Source organism: Psychrobacter sp. NPDC078929 (assembly GCF_050267985.1).
GTDB lineage: Bacteria > Pseudomonadota > Gammaproteobacteria > Pseudomonadales > Moraxellaceae > Psychrobacter.
Window position 1 is genome coordinate 1 of sequence record NZ_JBNNFX010000032.1, and the last position, 21,065, is coordinate 21,065.

A 21,065-nucleotide genomic window follows, 5' to 3' on the forward strand; every position below is an offset into this window, starting at 1 on the left:
ATGTTCATCGTTGAGCTTGGTGCGAGTCATAAGTGATGCCTTATTTCTTTGTTGTGGTAAACATTAGAGTAAGGCGTTGCTTATTTTTTTCAATGTTTTCTCAATTCTATACAGCCCCTAGACAGATTTGTATCTCATGATTATTTATGTGTAGTATATAAATATAAGTGTTTATAAATAGCGTGTAAAACTACCACATAACAATAATTTAAGAGAATTTATTATGATAGATAATTTGAACAAAAAGTCTTCAGCTAATAAAACTGGGGCAGGTAAGATTAAATTCGGCGGCATGAATGGTGGCGATTCTGTAATATCATCTTTAGCTAGAATAAGATATGAAGCTGGTATAATTCAACAAGCTACTTTACTTACAGCCGGAGATGGTGTCACTATTTTATTTAACGGTTCTAACGGAGAGCCACTATATGAAGGTAAGCCACACTTTTTATGTCATTCTTCCGACTTGTCTAAAGCAATGATTTTTAGGAATGATGATGAAGCTACTTCTTTTTTGAAAGATTTGGGCTTTGCAGATCAAGATATTCTTAAATCTTAACCATTATTATTTATAAGAAAATTATGCTCAGTTTATAGGTATTCTTTATTTATTAAACATAATGGCCGACATAGTAATAACTACCATGTCGGCCATTATGTTAATTACCTATAACTAAAGATGCCTTCAGCTCAAAATCCCCTCAAACATATCATTTAAATAAGCGGTTTGATTACCTACCATAAACAACACATTTCGCTCTTTAAGCTCATCTTCGCTCAATGAGTTATTTATCAACTCTTTCATTGGCGTCGTGGTCAAAATAAAGCTATTTAGTATCAGCTTATCTTCTAAGCGGCTCTCAAGGGTTTTTATTTCTTTATATAGATTAATTTTGGCATCATCAGTATTCATGTTGCGGATACCCTTAGGATCAATCAAGGTCAGGTACTGCTCACCCGTCTCTTTGTGTACTAACCACAATAAAAAGTCTGGATAAAAATTACCTGCTAGTGCAAAACCTAATCCTTTGTAACGGTTATCAGGATTACGAAGTAAATAGATATGGTAATCTTTAAGCGCATCAATCTGTTTATCAGAATTGATATAGTGCTGTAGATCATCGACGAATTTGACTTCGCTACTCTCACCCTTACTGTCATAATCAAATACTGAAGGCGACCAAGTAAATGGCAAGCTATCATCATTTTTGCTGAACAATGGATAATACAGATGCTTGTCAAATACGACTGTACGTAAGCTACCATCCTGCCAGTTGACTGTCTTCTCTAGCTTTCCATCATTGACTATATCTTGTAACTTGGTAAGGCGTTTAAAGTACTCTTCTGCCTCACCATTAAACCCTTCTTTTGATGTAAATACATATTTGTCGCACATGTGAATAGGCAGATCATCGTCACCGACATTAAACTCTGTCACTTCATAGTACTGACCTTCGTATGCGTTTTTCATGGTTTTGTAAAATCTGTCCATGTACGCTTGTAGCAGCTCTAATAAGACGCTTTGCTGAAAGCGAATACCCTCTACATCTTTTGTCAGCTTTTCGCTATCTACCAATAGCCTATACCAGTCATCATGGGTATTCTTAATTGGCTTACAGCAGAACGCTCTAAGCTCATCGATACTAAGACGTATGTTGGTATAGCCACGTTGCATCTTATACTGCTGTAATTGTAAATATAAACTGTCAAAATCAAAGAAGGGCATGATATCAGGCGATATCTCATGCTCTTGACGCTTGTCTTTTAAGTCATTATTACGCTTGCGCTTATCGGTATGATAGGCTTGGAGTCGTGGGTATAAGTCTAAAACCACAAACGGCTTTTTAATTTTCCCCTGATACTTACCAGGAATTTCAAATAGCGACAGCTTAACCTGTGCCTTAAAGCCATTTGGCTGATTATCCTTATAACCATCTTTAAGCGTCAAAGTTTTGAGTCTATGCGGCGCTGCTATACGATTCGTATTGAAATCTAAAGTGACTAAATCTTGGTTAAGCACGATCCCTTCATCGTTTAGATAGTCACGGAATTTTTCCATATAGTCAGCGTGTAAGCCAAAGATATTAATCGTTTGTAGCAAATCTAGATACAGATCTTTATATTCAGCTTTACTATAAATATTGTGCGGCGTTCGTTTGAGTGAGAACCCTTCACCTTTTAAACGTACACCTCGACCGAACAATTGAATAATTTGCGAGCCTTCCCCTTTGCCCATATTCAGCAAACCCATAGTAGAGACACGCCAATTGCTCCAGCCTTCCGTAAACTTGCGTGAGCCAATAAGTAGATTGGTTTTGCTATTGTCATCATTAATGGTGTTAAATAGCGACGATTCGTTTATATCTGTACGTGTGTTTAGATGATAGCTCTCCGTCAGTTTTTCGCACTGATCAAATAGCCCTTTTTCATCACCTACATTTATCACTCCGAATGGTTCATTGTCACCCACTTGCAAGCGCAGCTCGCCGGTATTTTGGGTGATGCGAATGACGTTTAGGCGTTTATTACTACTGGCATTGAAGAACAGACTAAGGATATCTTGATAAATAACTTCTGCTTTTTTGCCGTGCAAAGCATTGAAGCGATTAAGGAAGATGTTATTGCCCTTGTTATCGACTAGACGTGAAGTATTGGTGATAAAGTCATGAAGCCAGCTTATTGTTTCAGCCTTAGAACGACTATCCAAAAAGTCTGCCAAAAATTTAATAATGGTCAAAATATCCGAGTCATCATCGTTGACCTTGTTACCGACAAATACCCAAAGTGGATTTTCGATTTTGAAGGGTTTAAGACGAGCCACATTATGAGCATACAAGTACTGCTGCTGATAAAAGGTCAGTAAACAAGCGGTTAAATAGAGCTGCTGGCTGTCAGGGCTTTCGCCTTTTTTCATATTAAGAATATTGACTTCTTTGCCGTAGCCGTCTTGGTAGAAGTACTTATAAGAGTAATCAAATAAGATGTTTTTGGCATAAACCTCACGCAGGGCTTCACGGCGTGCCTTTTGCTTTTCTAGCTCGTCCAGTGCTAGTGACTTTAGCTGCGCACCATCAAGCTTGGTTAAGGCTCTAGTATCGTAGAGCATTTTCGCTTTGCTTTTTTGCTCGTCTTCTTCTTGCTTAATGACGTTGTTGGACTTATTGATCGCTTGCCCAAACGTTGCTGAGTACTCAAAACTAAAGCCATTTTTGGTCAAAGTATCACGGTAGCCCATCCACACGCCACCACTACTAGTACCGCGATGACCTTCATCAATCAGTACAAGGTTTTGACCTTCTAAAGACTCAGCCGCTACTGTCTTGTCACCATCTCGATCAGCGAGTTTATTAATATCGATGATTTGCACATAATTTAAAAACTGATCGCGAGATCTATATTTGTTAAATATCATGGCATCGATACCAGATATAGCAAAATCTTCTAGATGCTGTTGACTCAAGCCATCATTAGGTGTCAGTAAGATAATTTGCTCAATCTTATCGCTATGATCCGCTTGCTCGATGTAGTATTGATACTGCAAAATATTGACATGCATCAAGAGCGTCTTACCACTACCTGTGGCGCTCCAATACGCCACTTTGTTTAAATCTTCAGCGATATAGGGCTGGAGGATTTCGCTGTCGTTTTTATCCGTGTTGTAGCCGGCAAGCGTATCGTTAAGCTCAGCTAGCATCTGATCCGTGTGGTTAAAATAGTGATCTAAATAGTACTCAGTAAATAGCAGTGATAAATACTGAAAGTACTTAGGATTTAGTTCACTGTTTTCCTTCTCATTACGAGCCTCACTGATCTGTAGCCAGTGACGCACGATATTTCTGTCATAGCGCCTTAACGTGTCGATATCTAAAGCCTGCTTACCAACTAAGTCTCTACTAGTCAGCTCAGTAAAAAACTTGGTTTGACCTGCATTGTCACCTTCATGCTCTATACCTTGGTATTCAGGTGAGTCTAAAAGCACCTGCATCCCTTCGATACTGCTCGGGTTAAACTTTGACCATAGCCACTGCGTCAATACCAGCTGCTCATGGAAGTTTATTTTTTTGCTTTTTGTTTTACTGGATTTAGCCATAACTTACTCTGCAAACATACGCTCAAGGAATACCTGCTCTATCGAGCGGACTTTTAACTCACTACTGCCATCGTCTCTTTTGGACAATTTGCTGTTGATGTTGTGATCGCCATTAACGTAGATGTAGCGGTACTCTTTGTCATTGGGATTGATAGACAAGGTATCAAGCAGCTTATTTAACTTGTCATAGCCAATGCGCTCACAATCACGCCAGAACACGGTGACAAACTCTCCTGTCCGCAAGTGTCCAACGACCTGCACATAGCCCTGTTTTAGCTGATAGTCTATGTTTCTGACCTTTAACCCTATGAGATAGTTAAAGGTATCGATAAGATCGATATTTTGTACGGTATAAGCACCAGCGCTATCGGCGGTTATCTTAAGCTGATAGTCAAAAGGATTGGCAAAATCCGCCACGTTAAGTAGTGATTCTTTACTCTCAATATCAAGCATATAGTGCATGAGATAGTCGTCTTGCTGAGCAGGGGTTAAGTCAGCAAACAAATCATTCTGAGCAGGACTACGGTTGAGCTCAAGGTTGTTTAGGGTATCTTCATAGCTCTCAAGCTTGACGACTTTTAGACAATGGCTGATACCGTTATAAGGGTTTACTACATTTTCATCACCCTTGCTTTTCGGCGGTACAGGCTTACCACCTTTCCAGTCCTCGCTATAGATAATCTTTTGAATACGTGGTTTAAGTACGGTATTAAAATACTCGCCTTGCTCCACTAGAATGTATTTACGATTGCCTTTATCTTCGCGATTTAGTGTAATCGTTGCATGTGCTGTGGTACCACTACCTGCAAAATAATCTAGTACAAACTGATTATTTCCTACTTCAGCAATTTTCAGACAGTCTAAGACTGCTTTATAAGACTTCGGAAAGTCAAACAACCTTTCAGAAGTAAAGAGACTGGTAAGTAAATTAGTACCGTGTGAACCAGCGGCATACTTAGAGGCTTCCCACCAAGTTGAAGGTAACATGCCTTTATCATTTAGATAGTTTTTTCGATAAATTTCAATTTTGTTCTTTTGCCATTCAAATTTTATCAAACTCATTTGCTTTTTAGTTCTTTCTACACCCCATTTCCAAACTCTTTCGCTACCTGTAGAGTCTATAGGTAATAGCTCATGTTTAAACTTATTATCATCATTTACATCCCACTTGTTCAGACTGTCATTCCATTCGATATTGGGTATGTAAATTGAATCGTCTTGCATAATCCAGATAGGGTAAAACTGTTTGGGTCTGTCTAAACGGTTTGAGTCTGTACCAGTCTTTCTAAAGTTTTCCCATAAAAATTTTCTACCGTCGCTCTCGGTCTCATTGTAACGACTGTTTTGAGACTCATTTCTTTCTAGGCGACCTATAGTTTTCAGTTCCTCACTTTTTCTATAAAAAAGCGCGTATTCATGATTGACTGCAAATCCAGAAACTGTAGAGCGACCTTGTGGATTATTTCTGATTGGAACATTAGCTAAATGATTCTCATCACCATAAATGGTTTTATGTATAAATATACTGTTCTCAATTTCATAATCGTCTATAGTAAATATCTGAACACCTAGATTATTCAGTAGGTGATACGACATGCGCATTCTATCAAATATTAAAGAATTCCAGGAACTGTGCTTATAACCATTCTTATAGTTGATTTCGGAAGCAGATGTATTGTACGGTGGATCAATATATATACATTTGATACTTTCATTATACCTTTCCTGCATTAAATTCAATGCTTGAAAATTATCACCATGAATGATTAAACCATCTGTCTGCTCATCCAAATCATCAATATTATTTAATAGCTTGGCTTTAAACGCTAGGTCAAACAAGCTGGTATCCACCATCAGATACGGATGCTCTTTTAGATAATGGCTGCTACCCCAATGCGGTAGGCTATCATCAGCCACCTTAAACCCTAAGCTCTCCCACTGCTGCCACTGAGCCTCATTATCAGCAATTTCGCTATGCAATGACTCGTCGACACGATCAAGCGTAATACAATAATGGCTCGACACCACAAACTTCTTTTTAAGCCACAGCTTCTTTTGAAAGTTTTCTAGCGACGCTAAAAAGTCAATTAACTCACGGCCAATTTTGCGTAAGCACTTGATCAGCGCAAGCTGACGCTCTATCTCTATAAAGCCTGAGCTATTGACCACATCGTCTAAATGCATGACTTCGTTTTTGATATAGAAGTCCAGCTCATTATTTAAGAATTTACCTAAGTCTTTATGAATGAAATAATCAGCCGTGTTCTTTTGCGTATAGGTATCTAGATGCTTACGCAGTAAGTCACGATCAGATTGTTTTTCGGTTGGTGCTGGATGCTTGAGTAAGGTAGCCCATGCTGCACTAACTTTGTTATTTGCCAATATATCGTCATGAGCTTCTTTATTGAGCTTATCTTGCTTGGCCTTACTGTCCATGACCGCGTATTCAAACCATACCGTCAGCTCATCGCCAGCGTCATTAAACTCTATAGGGTGTACGGTTTCCTCATATTCCTCGCCGTCTTCATCGGTACGAGTTACCGTCTTCGGCTTAGAGAGAATAACGAAGCGACGGTTTTTGTCATTGTCTTTTTGATTGTCCTTTGCCGTATCAGCAGACAGTAGACGGAATAAGACGGATTTGTCTGATTCACCTATCGAGTTGAAGCGAATACGGTAATTGCTAAACATCTCACCTGACTTGGTATAGTACTGATCTTTATTCGCCCAGTGCAGCATCACTTCTTCACCAGAATAAGGAATGGCGTAGGTGTCACCTTTATAGCGACGCTGACTGATAAAGTCGCCCTCATCATAATAGCGACTAAAGAAGGTGTACAGATGACTAAACACTTGCGCTTGATCAAAGCTGCTATCTGAGTGCTCACGCAGCTGCGCGTACTGCTCACCTAGTGGACTTTCCATAGCCGTATCGCTAACTAAGTTGCCAGCATCATCGAACGCACGCTTGCCAAACTCCTCTTTTATTTGATTGGTTATGCTTTCTAGCTGACTGTCATGTACATCGCTTTTTGCGTCCGTCAGATACGTCTCTACTTTGGCTCTGAGACGATTATCTAGATAGTCGCTAATTTCATTACGACGCGCGTTCAAAATGCGATAAATACCAAAATCTAGATCAGGACGATCAATTTGAAAGATATTTTTTAGTTTTTGATTAAGATTGGCATATTGGCTCATGGTGAGTCCTTCGACAGGGTTTTTATAGCAGCATTCTGTCATAGGCTTATGACAAAACGAGCTAGGCTAGTCTCAATTAATGAAACCAAACCTAGCTCTAAAATAGAAAAAAATTAGCCAAACATTATATCAGATCAGTACTTCAATAGCTAAAAAACGCTTGCTCCATAATAAAATTTATCAACTTATTTCACGTGCCAACGAATATGATAAAGCGTTTCAAATTGGCTTTTTTTGTGCATCATCTGCTCTAGATTTTCTATCAAGGTGTCGCGTCTTTCCTCAATCTCATCAGTCACATCAAAGATATTTTGACGAAGTTTACGCTGCTCACGTTCTGCCTTTTTGAGTTGTTCTTGCTTTTGTTTTTGCTCATCGATAGTACTAGCTTGGCGCGTCTCACGCTTTAAGCTGCGGATTTTGAGCTTAATATCATCAAGCGCTGACTCAGCCGATGCCATGTGATCATCTGCCCAACTTTCGATCTTTTCTTGCTCACGCTTAAAAAACACCTGATTACTATCAAGCGCATCACTCAATTTGTTTTTATGCTGAAACTCGATTGTATCGGTAAATAGTTTCGGAATAGCTGTCGTTATTTTATCTTCAAACACTGCTCCCTCTAAACGTAAAATACGCTCACAGATATCAGCATCCAATAATGCGTTGTCATCTGTCATACCCGTAAGTATTAAATGCTCTTCTTTAGCAAAAGATTCTAATGACAGTAAGCTAAGCGACAACCACCCTGACTGCCCTACTAATGGCTCAAGGCTGGATACTTTTTTATCATAATTGCTGTAATCGAACTTTATCTGCGCAGTCTCAGTAGGTAGGTACTTTGCCTTATTTAACACATACTCACCAAGTGGATGAGTCAGACGGTATATATAGGTATTATCAGGTACAGACTCTCCCTTTCTGATCAGCTGATAGCTACCAACCTTTATATCCACTGTAGGCGACTTATGCAGCGTAAAATTTAACTGATTAGGATGGAAGTCAGCATAGGGCGCTAGTAGTGCCTGGCTAATCGTCCAAAAGAAATTACTGATACGATCCAATTGCTCTTCAGCACGCTGCTTATGAATCTTCAGCAATTCATGAATATCTGCATCAAAATGCTTTAATAGAAGGTCACGAGTTTGTAGCATTTTTTGATTAATCTGGGCTTCAAGCTCAGACTGTAGCTTATTAAAGCTCGCTTCAATCTCTTGGTTGGTACGGCACTTATCGTAGATCTCAAGAATACGTTTCTCAAAGTTAATACCGCTTTCTATCGATCCTAGTATTTCGTTCGAAGCGCCAAATACTCCTTCAAATAGATCAAACTTTTCACTAAGTAGCTCCATCACTCTTTGATCAGCAGCATTGCGCTCATTGATAAAGTTGACCACAACCACATCAAAAGCTTGACCATAGCGATGACAGCGTCCAATACGCTGCTCGACTCTTTGTGGATTCCAAGGTAAATCATAGTTAACCACTAAAGAGCAGAATTGTAAGTTGACACCCTCAGCAGCGGCTTCGGTAGCAATCATAATTTCAGCATCATCTCTAAAATAATCAATAAGCGCTGTACGTCTATCTATTGACGATGAGCCAGTAACTCGGTCGCTACCTACGTGTTTAGCTAACCATCTGTGGTAGATGCCAGTATTGACTGGGCTATTATTGCTACCATTAAAAGCGACTACCTTGCCATTAAAACCATGAGACTGCAAAAACTCTAAAAGATAGGTTTGCGTACGGCGTGACTCAGTAAATATCACGGCCTTTTTTGGTGCGCCCATTTCAAACATACGGGCAAAGCCGCGCTCCAATGCTGTTAATAGCGCATAAGACTTACGATCTTCATCAATTTCATGAGCTAAAGCAAGATACTGATCGACCTCTTTAATTTCAGATTTAAGTAAATCTGCATCAACGCCACGAGTTTCATATTCGCTATACTCGTCCTCGTCTTCTTCGATAAGCTCTTCATCTATATCTTCATCAGCAATAAAATGCTCTATCCATTCTGCATCAATGGTTTGATTGTCTAAAAGAGCTTGGAGACGGTTACGAATCGATTCTAATGTTGCTATAACAGCAGAAGTAGAAGACGCCAATAGCTTACGTAAAACAATGGTGATTAGGTGGCGCTGCTGTACAGGAAAGGCATAGCTAAACTCTCTTTGTAAGTAGCTATTAATTTGATCATACAAACGCTGTTCAACATCGCTAGGTGTAAATGGTACCGTTAAAGCATGGCGTCTTGTATATGGAATATACTCCAAAACATCCTTACGTAACGTACGATGGATAAACTGATCCAATCGGCGCTTAAGGGCTGGCAAGTTATCTTCGTTAACATATTGACGGCGGAACGCCTTATCGTCACCAAATAAATGCTCATCTATAATAGTACTAAGCCCATATAGCTCCATTAATGAGTTTTGTAGTGGAGTGGCTGTCAGTAGCAGTTTATTACGAGCAACTAGAGACTTTTTAAAGCTATTGCCTGTTTTATTACTTGGACGATGGGCATTACGCAGCCGATGCGCCTCATCAATTACAACCATATCCCAAGGTATTTTAGCCAGCTCATGCTCCATTCTGGTTGCAAATGGATAGGATATAACAGTGATCTTTTTATTTTCAAAAGGATTGTAGACACCTTCTTGACGTAACTTCTTCCAAGTAAACGAGTCTAGTACTTGTACAGGTAGGTTGAATTTATCTTGTAATTCCAATGCCCATTGCTTACGTAACGACGCAGGGCAGATAACTAATAAATTTCTTCTATACTCTGCCCAGTATTGGCAAAGCACTAAAGCCGCTTCGATAGTTTTACCTAAACCTACTTCGTCGGCTAAGACAACACCTCGACTTAAAGGATTACTCAACGCAAATAATGCCGCTTCAATCTGGTGTGGGTTTACGTCAACCTGAGCATCGAATAGCGACTGCGCAATACGTGCGTCGTCGGAGCTACTACGCTGCTTAGTAATTTCCCAAGCAAAATACTTTAATTGGTGGTTGGTTACCTTATTCATAATTCAAATCTTATTATTAGTCGCAACATAGAATTTTTATGCGTCGATCTTCAATCGCCAGTTATCAGCTAGAATGTCCATAAGCTCCATTTGACGTTTAGGCAAATCCTCTGGCTTCCACTGAGCATAGCCAATGACTTGTGTAGTCAGTGCATACGAAGAAACTCCTTTTCGACCTAAAAAGTAAGCATTTTTCTTTTTATCAAAATCGAAGTTTCTAGCACTTGAATTGCGTCTCTTATTTAATGGTACTAAATTAGCTAATCTATGTACCCATATTTTTCTTTCTTCTGCTACAGGCCACCATTGGGCCCATTCACTTTCCTTGTCTACTGTCTGGGGTAAAACGTGCTCAATAGTTAAGATAGTAGGATCATAAGTTGCTCCCCCATCTGATATAAATGCATCTAATCGCAATATTAAGTAGTTTCTTCTTCTTGATGTTAGATCGTAAATATCACTATCAAGCACCTTAATCATTTTATGCTTTTCATCATCTGTTAATTCTACCTCGTTTATAGGATTAGTAAGAGAATGATTGTTTTCAAGTGCGCTAAGCACCTTGTTATAACGTTCGATGCGTTGGTTTATGTTATAGGCACAAATATGCATAAATGCTGCCAGTCGCTCTAATCTTTCAAAAAACCAAACCATGTACTCAGGCTTAGCTTTATTATTCTTTATAAATTCGATTGCTGTTGGCACCCAATCAGAGTTATCAATTCTATTTAACCATTTTAAATACCTGTTAACTTCTTCGGCATAGGCTACCGCTACATAATCACTATTTTTTGCAATCAACAATGCTTCTGCATAAGGCTCTAATACTGCTGAAATTAGATCTTCAGGACTAATACCTTTACTTAATACGTGTTCTCTAAACTCTTCTAGCAACGAACGTTTTGCCTTTTCTTTAGCATGAATCATACGAATATAAGAAAACAAATCATTGAAACGACTCCGTCCAAGCTCGACCTCCATCTCTTCCCAACGTTCATTATATTTTTCTCTTTGGGCCTCTAATTCAACCATACCAATCGTATCGGCCTTAATGATATCAGTTGGCTGCAAGTCTAACCCTCGGCTATTCATTACTGAAAATATTCTAAAGGCTGATTTTTGATTAGGGGTTGATACCGCTACTAAATAACACTTTCGAAGTAGGAAAGCTGTAAAACTCTCAATTTGCTCTACATCATCACCAAGCTTTTCTGAAACGTACTTATCTAGAAGCTGACTATTGCGTTTGATATTTAGACGTGATTCATTCTCAAGCGCTTTTTCATCCATTGCGAAAAGTTCATCAAACTTTAGGCCTTGAACGTAAGATGCAAAAAAATCTCGATCTCGACTGCGAACAGTCAATCGTGGCTTACTCTCTAATCCTTCAAATTTATTCCCTGGCTCTAGTATGTATTGCAGTAGTGCCTTCCTATCATCACCCTGTAGTTTATTTGATAGCACAGCTAGTAGGATTGTTAAAGTGGTCAATCTTTGCTGACCATCAATTACTTCAGAATGAGGCTTATTTTCCTCCTTAATCAGAACAATACTACCAAGAAAATATTCCTCATCAGGTTCATATTGATAGAAACTATGTAAATCTTCAAATAACTCGGATGCCTGATCTATCGTCCATGCATATGGTCTTTGATAAGGTGGAATAACGTATTCAAAATCTGAGCTAAATATTTTTGATAAAGGGTAGTCCGCACCGCTAAGGTTTTTGCTCATTCGTAAACTCTCTATTAAAGATTAACTTATACATGATGATTATTGTTTTGTGATTATATTATTCGAAGTAGTCTACCATACGAGCTTGAAATATCCTTCTAAGGATATACTTCTGTCTGACATATTTAACAGCTCACGATCCTTGATATTGCCCTACTTCCAAACGTTTAAGCTGTAATCTGTCGGATAGCCTGCTAAGCTTAGATATAGCCATTCAACGTCATCCTATTAAATCTATATGCATGAGAATGAGGCGACCCCTTACAGCGCCCTACTAGCGGCTGCTTTTGATCAAGATAGTGATAGATGATTATTAACAAGATAAATACTTTTATCATTTCTCTGGAGAGGCCCTTAAGCCCTTGTTTTATATATGTTTAATAGTGAAAAATAGCCTTTAAAGAATCTTTAAATAGTCTTTTAGCCTGTTTAAATAGTCTTTTATTCGAAAGACTATTTGCCTATTTCTATGAACGCCAAGTACCACCCTACACAATTTTTCCCTAACAAGATTTTGCGCATGAAATAGCCTTTTAATTGCGATAAAACTTTGATTGTAAACACAAAGTGGCTGAGGCCTTTTCTTCTGCCTAAAGTATATTACTTAGTGTATTAGATTAAGAAACCTCTCACAATACAAAAAAAATAAACCGCCCTACTTTTAAAGTTAGGACGGTCAGATAAATCTATACTGAACGTTCTGCAATCTTCGTATTAATCCATTCTGCAATCTCGCTTGCTACCCACACCACCCTTACCTGTGTCAGTTGTACCTTCTTAGGGAATGTTGGATCATAACGATCAGAATTTTCATTAACCATCTCATAAATCGTAGAACGACTAAGACCAGTATAGCTACCAACATCTTTAATACTCAATAGCTGTGGTATGTGATTACATTGCTCAATTACTGGCTGTGCTGCGTTTGAATTTTCCATGATTATCTCCGAATTATTGTATGGGAACATCTGTTCTCATACAGTCAGGGAGTCCTGTATTTTTTTATGAGACTTATATCGTCCGATAGACCTTATGCATAGAGTAATAAAAAGGAGCTGAATCATCAGCTCCTTTTTCTGTGTTAAAAATACTTTTAATAATAAGTTACATACACGACTATCTTAACTATTTAGAGCTTTCCTAAGCCTTTTGTTTGTGTAGCCTTTAGCCCGTTTATAAATATACTCTTCAATGAGATATAAAATAACTCGATCTTTGAAAAAACGCATGCTGATAAGACTGTGTTCATCTATATCTGATGGCGTACTCTTAGCTGAATCAGCTAGGATCGTACGCAGGCTTTCAATTTGAAGGTAGAGGGCATTAAATTCATAGTCTTCTAAAGCATCGACCAGTGAACCAACATATTCTACAACCATGGACTCGTAAACCTTGCCGCAAAATTCTTCTGTTTGGAACTTATAGCAAATATCATCCCATACATTTTTAAGAGGTTTTGTGGTTACCGTATCTTCACCAAAGCTCTGTAAATAACGTTCAGTCTGATTGGCAATTCTTTTAGATATTTTCTTAGACAGTTGTACTGAATTACTTAATGCCATTGTCTTTTCTAAATCCATTTTAGCTATCCTTACGTTAAACAGTAATAATCTGTTTTTAATATGCCGTTATGAAGAACTAGCACATTGTAAGACTTAACCTAGGTATTAAGCCACTAAAAATAAACCGATAAGAAATAAAACAAGCGACCTAAAATCGCTTGTTTCAACCTAACTAATTTACGCCGCATATCTTCCTCAATTACTTTAGCTCACCGCCGTCACGCTTTGCCGTAGCCCTTGCTCTATGCTAGTCACGTTATGAGTGGCTAACCCGTTCTGATAATTCCCCTGCTGACTATTGCTAACGTCATCTGTCTCCATGGGATAAAACTCTTCAGCCACGTCTAACAAACCATCATTATCAATTTCAAAGGATGAATTGACGTAACCCTTTTTCGCAGCCTGTTCTAGCGCGGCTTGATCAAATCCGTGTTCGCTAAGCTCCGAATCAATTGCCTGCGCATCTTGCACTGCTTGCTTTAGTGTCACACCATCACGTAGCGTTAAATCAACAAAGTAAATCGGTGTGCGATAGCTTTGCGTGGTGCTTTTACCCCTTAAGGTGAGTTGCAACGGCAAACACGACAGCTTATTGCCTGACACCGCAGCAAAGTAGCTCAGCCGTGCGGCAAGCGTGCGAATACTATTAAAGCCTGTGGTGCGAAAGATAAACGTGCCTAACTCGTCGTCTTCACTGAGATTAACGTACAAGCGACCATATGGCTTACAGGCTCCACCTTGCGCTAATGGGCAACGATCAGGTGATGGGCAAGGCAGTGTTTCCACGCCATTGTTTGTACGGCGTTGGCACTGCTCACCGTCACCCACACATAGCGGGCGTCCAGTTTGACGATCAAACAAGGTATATTCTGCTCGCAAATTAAGCTCAGGATCATTGAACAACATACGCACAGGTATTTGTCTCAGCTTACCGTCATTATTTGCGCGTAGCTTTTCATCGAGTGGATGATTAATCCAGCCATCCTTATTTTGAACTTGACTGGTGATAGTGAACTGATCGTCTTTAGCAGGCAAACGCTTACCATCTTTTTGAATGACACGTCCAATGCTGATACGACCTAAAACGGGCGGGGTTATGGTGAGACCTTTAATCATGGTGATAGTCCTTATGTATTTAATAAAATGTGTTTAGCCATAAAAAAGCCAACCGATTAGGGTGGGCATTTATGCGCTTGTTTTGGTTTGTCTATGTGTTGATTGAATAAATAGCGGCTTAGTCGTTTAAGATGACGAAGCGGCGACTACCTTGCTTGGTTTTACTAAATTTAGCCAACAGCTCAGGATGCGCTTTGATAACGGCCTTACTGTCCAAACTGATACTATCTTTCGAGCGTTTCCAAGAAATAGCGCCTTTTTCAAACACAGCGACTTCATTATCGGCAATCAGTGTTTGCAGCTGGTGCTTTACCTGATCATGACGCTGCTCTAGCTCTTGCATGTAATCACGATAACTCAGCAGTTGCTCAAATAACTTATTGGCACCATCATCATCTCGCAAATCAACCTTGCTTGAGGGCTTAGGCGTTGGATAAAGCAGCTTTAAGGCTTTGGCAGCTGACTCGCTATGATCAGGGGTTGGTGGGGTGTCCGTTTCTACGTAGTGCCAGAACAGACGCTCATGCTCCATGATGGACGCAATCAAGCGCTTATCACGCTCAACCTTATAAATCTTAGCCTCATGTCCACAAAGTAGCACACAGATGTGCGCAGCAGTTTTACCAGTGACCGCCAGCTGATGCTGAACTTGGCACGTCACATACAAGGGCACACCATGCTTCCAGAGCTTGGCACCATGTTCCCCAGCAGTTTTACACTCAAGTACCTGCACCTCGTCACTACCAGTAATGGCATAGTCTAAATTAGCCAGCATAAAGTGCTTGTCAGGATCAGGGTGCTGCAAGATGGCGTTCACGCGGCGTACCTTATTCCCGGTATGTTCTTGGTAATATTTAGCCACCATCGGCTCTAAGGTATTGCCCCAATAGAGTGGTGAATATCCTTCAATGCTCTCATCGATGTCGGAGCTCATGCGTCCAGTTTTAATCATCCATAGCTCAAGCATGGATAGGTACGGATGGATACCACAAGCAGCCGCAGCATCACTACTGCCAATACCTTGTCTGCGAAATTGTAGCCAGTCCTCACGGCTTAAGTCTTTAGTATTAACCAAACGCCTAGCAGTCGTTGAAGTATTAGATTGGGCAGGTTTATCAGCAGTATCATTTTGCTTGGTTTTCACTAACGCTGGTTTAAGCCTAATGGTTGCACGTTTGGCTTGTCTTGGCTGAGTCGTGCTGTTTAATGCGATCATGTTCATGGCAAGTTCCTTAGATAAATGGATTATTGGTATTAAATGAAATAAGCGGCATAAAAAACCACGCTCGAAGGCGTGGTTGATTGTATTGTTAGATTTTAAATGTGGCTGGTTAGGCCAGCATCAGTAGCGATTCCTCTAAACCCTTTTGTTTAAGCTTAGCGCCAGAGCCAAACCAAGCACCGTCTAATCGATGGTCTCTCGACATTGCTCTGCGTTCGTGATCGACGTATTCAGTGATACTGCATAGCAAGCCGTAAGCGGTGTCTTTAGCGGCATCAAGATCGGCTCCGCGACCTTGACCGTTAAACATGTTCATCACCTGATTCATCGCCTTGGCATTGGGTACCGCGTCTTTCTCTTTCTTAGCGCTGTTAAACAGAATGATGTCATTGTCCTGATCATTGAAGACTCGGCTGAGATAGTTGGCAGCTTCTGCTTGGGTCACACGGCGCTCAGATAACTGCTTCATCTCATAGCTGTGCTCATCCCACTGCTTCACCGATACGCCTAATTGCTGCTTGACCTTATCCGCATCAAACGACGTAGAGTGCGGAACTTTAACGACGCCTCCTGAACCATTCGCTAAGCTAATAGCAAGCGTGTTATTACACACCACACGGATCGATGTGAACTGGGCTGTGGTCGCTAGTGTGCCATCACAAGCGGTTGCAAGAAGCAAATAGCCATTACTGACATCTTTGCCGCGAAGGGTGGCTGACTGGCCTGTACGAGCCAATGCCCATAGCTTACGCCCGCCCTTCAATACCCCAGCAGTTTCCAATTCAAAGTCAGACTGCTCGGTAAGATCACGATAGAACTCTAGAATCTCACGCGGCTGCACTTCTTGATAACGCTGACTGACCACCGATAGCGGCTCGAAGTTATCACTACGGTATAACACCTTTTGCTCAGCAAAGGGCAAGATCAGATTGTGACCTTTATCGTTATTTGCCATATAACTGACGTCTGATGATTCGATACGCCAATCCATACCCGCTTGCTTTGCCCAGATCTCGATAGACTGCTTGGGAGCCAGCTCATTACCTAAACCATGCCAAGGGGTTTCGCCAACGTATGCCATTGATTCGATTAAATGTGCCATTATGATTTTTCCTTTTAGATTTGATTAGAATTATGGGTTATATAGATAGGTTAAATGCTGAAAGTTCTTGAGCAGGTATTGCAGGTATAACTGGGCTTTGCTGCCAAAACGAGTAAAGGGGGTTGCTGTAGCTTGTCTTTAGCCAAGCTAATCGCAGAAGCCAGTGCAGTACCTACCACCACACCGATTGCTGAATTGATTTTGTAGTACCTACAGATACTCACACCAAGACCTGATAGGGCAGATTGTGAACACAGTTGCTCGAAGAGATTAAAGGGACTGTCAGTATCGGCAGTGCTTCTGACGTTCGCTGAATGACAGTGTGGGCAGATGGGTCTCATGAATAGCTCCTTTTTCGATTGCGCATAAAAAAGGCCTGCGATTAAGCAGACCTTTAATTAGGATAGTTTGGGGTTAAACAGTCAGGAGAGCGATGCTTCCTGACTGATCTCATAGGAATACTATATATCTAAAAATATTTTGTTATTCAGGCAAGCCTCTACGTTTTTTTGTACGATAAATACCATGACCAAAGGTACGCATGTTTGGTAACCAAAGTTTAAGTTGCTGCTCATTCTTGCTTGGCTTCGTTAGGTATAGAGCTGAAGCTAGAGCATTTTCAACTTCAATAGGATTATTTTGATGTATCATGCCGATACCTAGTTTGTCATGTTGCTTATACTGCTGCTTACGTTCTTTATCATGGTAGCTATAATATTCGCCTAGACCAGCGGTTACCTCCTTCCATTTCTCACCCACCTCTTTAGCAATATACCAATCATTCTGTCGCTCTGAACCATCATACATAAGCAGTAAATGACAGTGCAGCCCACCTTCTTCCCCACCTTGCTCAATAGCCCAAGCATTGCCTTGCAAATGCTCAAAGCAACTCTTTGGCTTGCAGTTTTTTGCTTTACCGATAAGCTCTCGAAACTTGCTCATGTGATAATTGAAGTCTTCAATGGTCACATGGTGGCTGGTTTCTTTTGCGTATTTTAGGTCGATACGTATAAAGAGCAGTCTTGAATAATGCCTGATTAGATTATTAATATAGCACCCTAGTTTATTTTTATTTTGAGATTCTTGGTAAATGAACGCATTACGTTCATTTTCAATATCATTTTTATAGCATGGCAGCATGTCGATAAAACGCTGAGTTTTATCATGATCCCAAATCACGTTTTCTGGATAAGTATCACCAACGATCGCTTGAGTGCTACTAAAAAATGATAAGACTGGCCGTGAATAAAATAGCTCACTATCGAAGTGAGTCATGAACGGATAATAAAATCCGTTCAGTTTATTTAAGACCTCATTAAAACAGATAGTGTTCGCTAGTATATCTGTAACAAGACTATGGACGTTTGCAGCAGCTAGCGGTTGGTTTAGGTGTGAGTAAGACATTATGGTATTCCTATGAAGTTAGTTTCATAGGGTGGGATCAGTCCGTATTTTTATAATGATGGTCGCTGAGAGTTATGCCCTCAGCAGTAGAACAAGTAGCTGCTGTGTTTAGATAATAATATAAATAACCCACTAAGGACGAGCTGCCGTAGTGCAGCTTTGTGTAGGCGAGCTCTAGAAATTATGGTGATAGGTAGCAGTGGATTATAGGACTTTAAAGACAAATGGTTAAAGTGGAGTTAGCTGAACGGCACTACCAATTAGTCTGAACAATTTTTCGCTATAATATTTTAGAAACAGGTGGATATCACAAATTTTTAAAGCTATCTACTCTGACTTAGAACTAGGTTTGATAAGCATATTTTCGCTATTAAACTACCACTTCCGATTAAAGCTGCTCATCATTATCTCTAGCAAATCCTAACTCAATAGTTGCTTGGCTTCGTCTACGCCAGTTTAGTATAGACTCGCGACATCCATCGCTTTAGCTAATCAGCCCATCGTTTAATACGTAATAAAAATATAGACTCTTACTGTAAGCTGGTATATATTAACTATAGGTAAATTATATCGCCTAATAACAAGGCCTGCATGTATTTATTGCTAGAAATAAACTATAAAAAAAACAATGTAAAACCTTATAAAAACTAGTTTTTGTATTGTGTTTTTCTATAATCTTTTAGGGGCTGTAGTAGATAAGCACTATGCTAGACTACTTTTATGAAGATAACCCATTGTAAACTCAGTAAAAAAGTACAGCGAAGGCTGTTAGAGTTTTTCACAGCTGAAGTGACTGCTAGAACAGCCGCAGATTTGCTTGATATCCAGCCTAATACTGCTGCACTTTTTTATCATAAAATAAGACTTGTGATAGATCATCATCTCTCATTACAAGCTGATGAGCTTTTTGATGGCGAAGTCGAATTAGATGAAAGTTACTTTGGCGGCGTACGCAAAGGTAAAAGAGGTCGCGGAGCTGCTGGTAAAACAGCCGTGTTTGGTATCCTAAAACGAAATGGTAAGGTTTATACCATTGTCGTAGCAGACACCAAACAAACCACCCTAATGCCTGTCATCAAGCGTAAAATCAAGCCTGACAGCTTTGTTTATACTGATAGCTATCGAAGTTATAATGCATTAGATGTGAGCGAATTCAAACATTTCAGAGTCAATCACTCTAAAGAGTTTACTTGTGGTAAAAACAATCACATCAATGGCATTGAGAACTTTTGGAATCAGTCTAAACGAACGCTCAGAAAATATAATGGGATCGATAAGAAGCATTTCCATTTATTTTTAAAAGAGTGCGAGTTTAGGTTTAACTATGGCTCACCATCTAATCAGCTGAAAACCTTGAGAAAATGGTGTGATATTTAATCCTTATCTACTACAGCCCCATCTTTTATGAGGAAATGACATGGTGGATGGACAATTAACTAGGCTTCCTGACAACCAGCACTATCCATTTGATCAAGGATCAATGGAGTATCATAATTCTCAATACTTGAGAACTATGTCAGACTTGTACATAAAAAGTATAAGATCTGGGACTAAGCGTATTGAAGATTACTTCAAAGAATTAGATAAAATGAGTGTTACGGATGCAAAATCCCTACTATATACGTATAATATTTTACTTAATAAAAGTTGGGAAAATATAAATTATGACAATGATGATTATAAAAACTTATTGATCAAAGAGCTTAAAACCTGGAGTTCACCCATTGATAAATTTAATGAGTTATTGGATGTTAGAGCAACGAAGGTTTTACCAAAAAGTTATCTTGACTGGTTTAAAAATGATCTACGATGCTCACTTTTTATCACCAATCTTATCTATAATGTTTTTAAAAACTCAGCTTTTAAAGGTAAGGATGAGCTAATAACAGCAATTACAAGTTTTTTGCCATATAACATTATTTATTTTAATAGCCATGTAAATAACGAATTTGGTTATTTCAATAGAGTACAGATAATAGATGATTGGAAAGTTTCGAATTTACTCTCGATAAAATCCACGTATTTGAAAGGCCGTACACCTGATAAAGAATTAAAATGGCTTGATGTTGCTAACCATAATCAAATTGAATGGGTATATAGCTATATAGATAATGACAAGGATCAGCCTATAATCCTCAAGGATGTATTTTTCCCAGAGACTTTTGAAGAGAAATATGAGCTGGTACTAGCCCATTTAGACACACTATCAAACATTGAAAGCCCTAACATAGGAACTGAAAAGAATAAAGGTTACTCTGAGCGTAGCTATATGTTATACAAAATGAGAAAAGCTTGGGATGGTCGAAAAAATTATAGCTCTAAAAACGAAGAAGGCGATGGCATTATAAAAATATATAAGAAAAATCAGACTAAGTTAGAAAAACTTATAGCCTTTAGTGGCTTTACCGCTCAGAAAATGATAAACAATTCTATCGAACAGATGTATGATCAGCTTATTAAAGATGATACTGAAGCAGTAGATAAGAGCCTTTCCTAAAAAGTGTGTAACTGCTTATAATCCACTAACAGGAGAATAAGCAATGACTAACCAATCTGACATCAAGAAACTGGCTGAGCAAATGGCCAGCAGCATGAA

Annotated in this window: 14 protein-coding genes; 3 read left to right on the forward strand and 11 right to left on the reverse strand. The window is 39.4% G+C overall.

All coding sequences use genetic code 11. The features are described from left to right. Positions 1-223 precede the first annotated feature (223 nt). Positions 224-559 carry a hypothetical protein gene (locus ACQKCG_RS13065; protein WP_068326716.1) on the forward strand — a complete coding sequence of 112 codons (336 nt, stop codon included), beginning with the start codon at positions 224-226 and terminating at the stop codon, positions 557-559. 126 nt (positions 560-685) lie between these two features. Here the strand turns inward: ACQKCG_RS13065 and ACQKCG_RS13070 are convergent, their stop codons facing one another. From ACQKCG_RS13070 to ACQKCG_RS13120, 11 genes are all read right to left on the reverse strand, one after another. Beyond that, a complete protein-coding gene (locus tag ACQKCG_RS13070) occupies positions 686-4,090 on the reverse strand; it encodes a DEAD/DEAH box helicase family protein (protein WP_427585453.1) in 3,405 nt (1,134 codons plus the stop codon). A gap of 3 nt (positions 4,091-4,093) precedes the next feature. Then, a complete protein-coding gene (locus ACQKCG_RS13075; protein ID WP_427585454.1) occupies positions 4,094-7,291 on the reverse strand; it encodes a site-specific DNA-methyltransferase in 3,198 nt (1,065 codons plus the stop codon). Between the two features lie 185 nt (positions 7,292-7,476). Then, complete coding sequence (locus ACQKCG_RS13080; RefSeq protein ID WP_427585455.1) at positions 7,477-10,329, reverse strand: SNF2-related protein; 2,853 nt, start codon at positions 10,327-10,329, stop codon at positions 7,477-7,479. A gap of 36 nt (positions 10,330-10,365) precedes the next feature. After that, positions 10,366-12,063, reverse strand: a complete 1,698-nt coding sequence (locus ACQKCG_RS13085) for a DUF262 domain-containing protein (protein WP_101204332.1) — start codon at positions 12,061-12,063, stop codon at positions 10,366-10,368. 686 nt (positions 12,064-12,749) lie between these two features. Beyond that, a complete protein-coding gene (locus ACQKCG_RS13090) occupies positions 12,750-13,001 on the reverse strand; it encodes a helix-turn-helix transcriptional regulator (protein WP_068326701.1) in 252 nt (83 codons plus the stop codon). Positions 13,002-13,184: 183 nt separating this feature from the next. Further along, positions 13,185-13,643: a hypothetical protein gene (locus tag ACQKCG_RS13095; protein ID WP_068326698.1), complete on the reverse strand. Its 459-nt coding sequence runs from the start codon at positions 13,641-13,643 to the stop codon at positions 13,185-13,187. Positions 13,644-13,829: 186 nt separating this feature from the next. Then, complete coding sequence (locus ACQKCG_RS13100; protein ID WP_427585456.1) at positions 13,830-14,741, reverse strand: hydrolase or metal-binding protein; 912 nt, start codon at positions 14,739-14,741, stop codon at positions 13,830-13,832. Between the two features lie 118 nt (positions 14,742-14,859). Next, positions 14,860-15,963 (reverse strand): YqaJ viral recombinase family protein, encoded by a 1,104-nt coding sequence (locus ACQKCG_RS13105; RefSeq protein ID WP_271134065.1) that lies wholly within the window; start codon positions 15,961-15,963, stop codon positions 14,860-14,862. A 109-nt stretch (positions 15,964-16,072) separates the two neighbouring features. After that, positions 16,073-17,065 carry a DUF932 domain-containing protein gene (locus ACQKCG_RS13110; protein ID WP_427551593.1) on the reverse strand — a complete coding sequence of 331 codons (993 nt, stop codon included), beginning with the start codon at positions 17,063-17,065 and terminating at the stop codon, positions 16,073-16,075. A gap of 50 nt (positions 17,066-17,115) precedes the next feature. Beyond that, positions 17,116-17,406, reverse strand: coding sequence for a hypothetical protein (locus ACQKCG_RS13115; RefSeq protein ID WP_082787166.1), 291 nt, complete (start codon positions 17,404-17,406; stop codon positions 17,116-17,118). A 142-nt stretch (positions 17,407-17,548) separates the two neighbouring features. Then, positions 17,549-18,469, reverse strand: coding sequence for a YagK/YfjJ domain-containing protein (locus ACQKCG_RS13120; RefSeq protein WP_068034978.1), 921 nt, complete (start codon positions 18,467-18,469; stop codon positions 17,549-17,551). A gap of 720 nt (positions 18,470-19,189) precedes the next feature. Between ACQKCG_RS13120 and ACQKCG_RS13125 the strand changes: the two genes are divergently transcribed. Both ACQKCG_RS13125 and ACQKCG_RS13130 read left to right on the forward strand, forming a co-directional pair. After that, on the forward strand, positions 19,190-19,846 hold the full coding sequence (locus ACQKCG_RS13125; protein ID WP_348654573.1) for an IS1595 family transposase: 657 nt from the start codon (positions 19,190-19,192) through the stop codon (positions 19,844-19,846). 40 nt (positions 19,847-19,886) lie between these two features. Continuing rightward, complete coding sequence (locus ACQKCG_RS13130; protein ID WP_068034977.1) at positions 19,887-20,966, forward strand: hypothetical protein; 1,080 nt, start codon at positions 19,887-19,889, stop codon at positions 20,964-20,966. Positions 20,967-21,065: the final 99 nt, after the last annotated feature.

Bases quoted from the DNA above. Each gene is read 5' to 3' on its own strand.
- ACQKCG_RS13100 (WP_427585456.1), bottom strand. From the start codon at position 14,741: ATGATTAAAGGTCTCACCATAACCCCGCCCGTTTTAGGTCGTATCAGC.
- ACQKCG_RS13105 (WP_271134065.1), bottom strand. From the start codon at position 15,963: ATGAACATGATCGCATTAAACAGCACGACTCAGCCAAGACAAGCCAAA.
- ACQKCG_RS13080 (WP_427585455.1), bottom strand. From the start codon at position 10,329: ATGAATAAGGTAACCAACCACCAATTAAAGTATTTTGCTTGGGAAATT.
- ACQKCG_RS13070 (WP_427585453.1), bottom strand. From the start codon at position 4,090: ATGGCTAAATCCAGTAAAACAAAAAGCAAAAAAATAAACTTCCATGAG.
- ACQKCG_RS13065 (WP_068326716.1), top strand. From the start codon at position 224: ATGATAGATAATTTGAACAAAAAGTCTTCAGCTAATAAAACTGGGGCA.
- ACQKCG_RS13115 (WP_082787166.1), bottom strand. From the start codon at position 17,406: ATGAGACCCATCTGCCCACACTGTCATTCAGCGAACGTCAGAAGCACT.
- ACQKCG_RS13075 (WP_427585454.1), bottom strand. From the start codon at position 7,291: ATGAGCCAATATGCCAATCTTAATCAAAAACTAAAAAATATCTTTCAA.
- ACQKCG_RS13125 (WP_348654573.1), top strand. From the start codon at position 19,190: ATGAAGATAACCCATTGTAAACTCAGTAAAAAAGTACAGCGAAGGCTG.
- ACQKCG_RS13120 (WP_068034978.1), bottom strand. From the start codon at position 18,469: ATGTCTTACTCACACCTAAACCAACCGCTAGCTGCTGCAAACGTCCAT.
- ACQKCG_RS13095 (WP_068326698.1), bottom strand. From the start codon at position 13,643: ATGGATTTAGAAAAGACAATGGCATTAAGTAATTCAGTACAACTGTCT.
- ACQKCG_RS13130 (WP_068034977.1), top strand. From the start codon at position 19,887: ATGGTGGATGGACAATTAACTAGGCTTCCTGACAACCAGCACTATCCA.
- ACQKCG_RS13110 (WP_427551593.1), bottom strand. From the start codon at position 17,065: ATGGCACATTTAATCGAATCAATGGCATACGTTGGCGAAACCCCTTGG.
- ACQKCG_RS13085 (WP_101204332.1), bottom strand. From the start codon at position 12,063: ATGAGCAAAAACCTTAGCGGTGCGGACTACCCTTTATCAAAAATATTT.
- ACQKCG_RS13090 (WP_068326701.1), bottom strand. From the start codon at position 13,001: ATGGAAAATTCAAACGCAGCACAGCCAGTAATTGAGCAATGTAATCAC.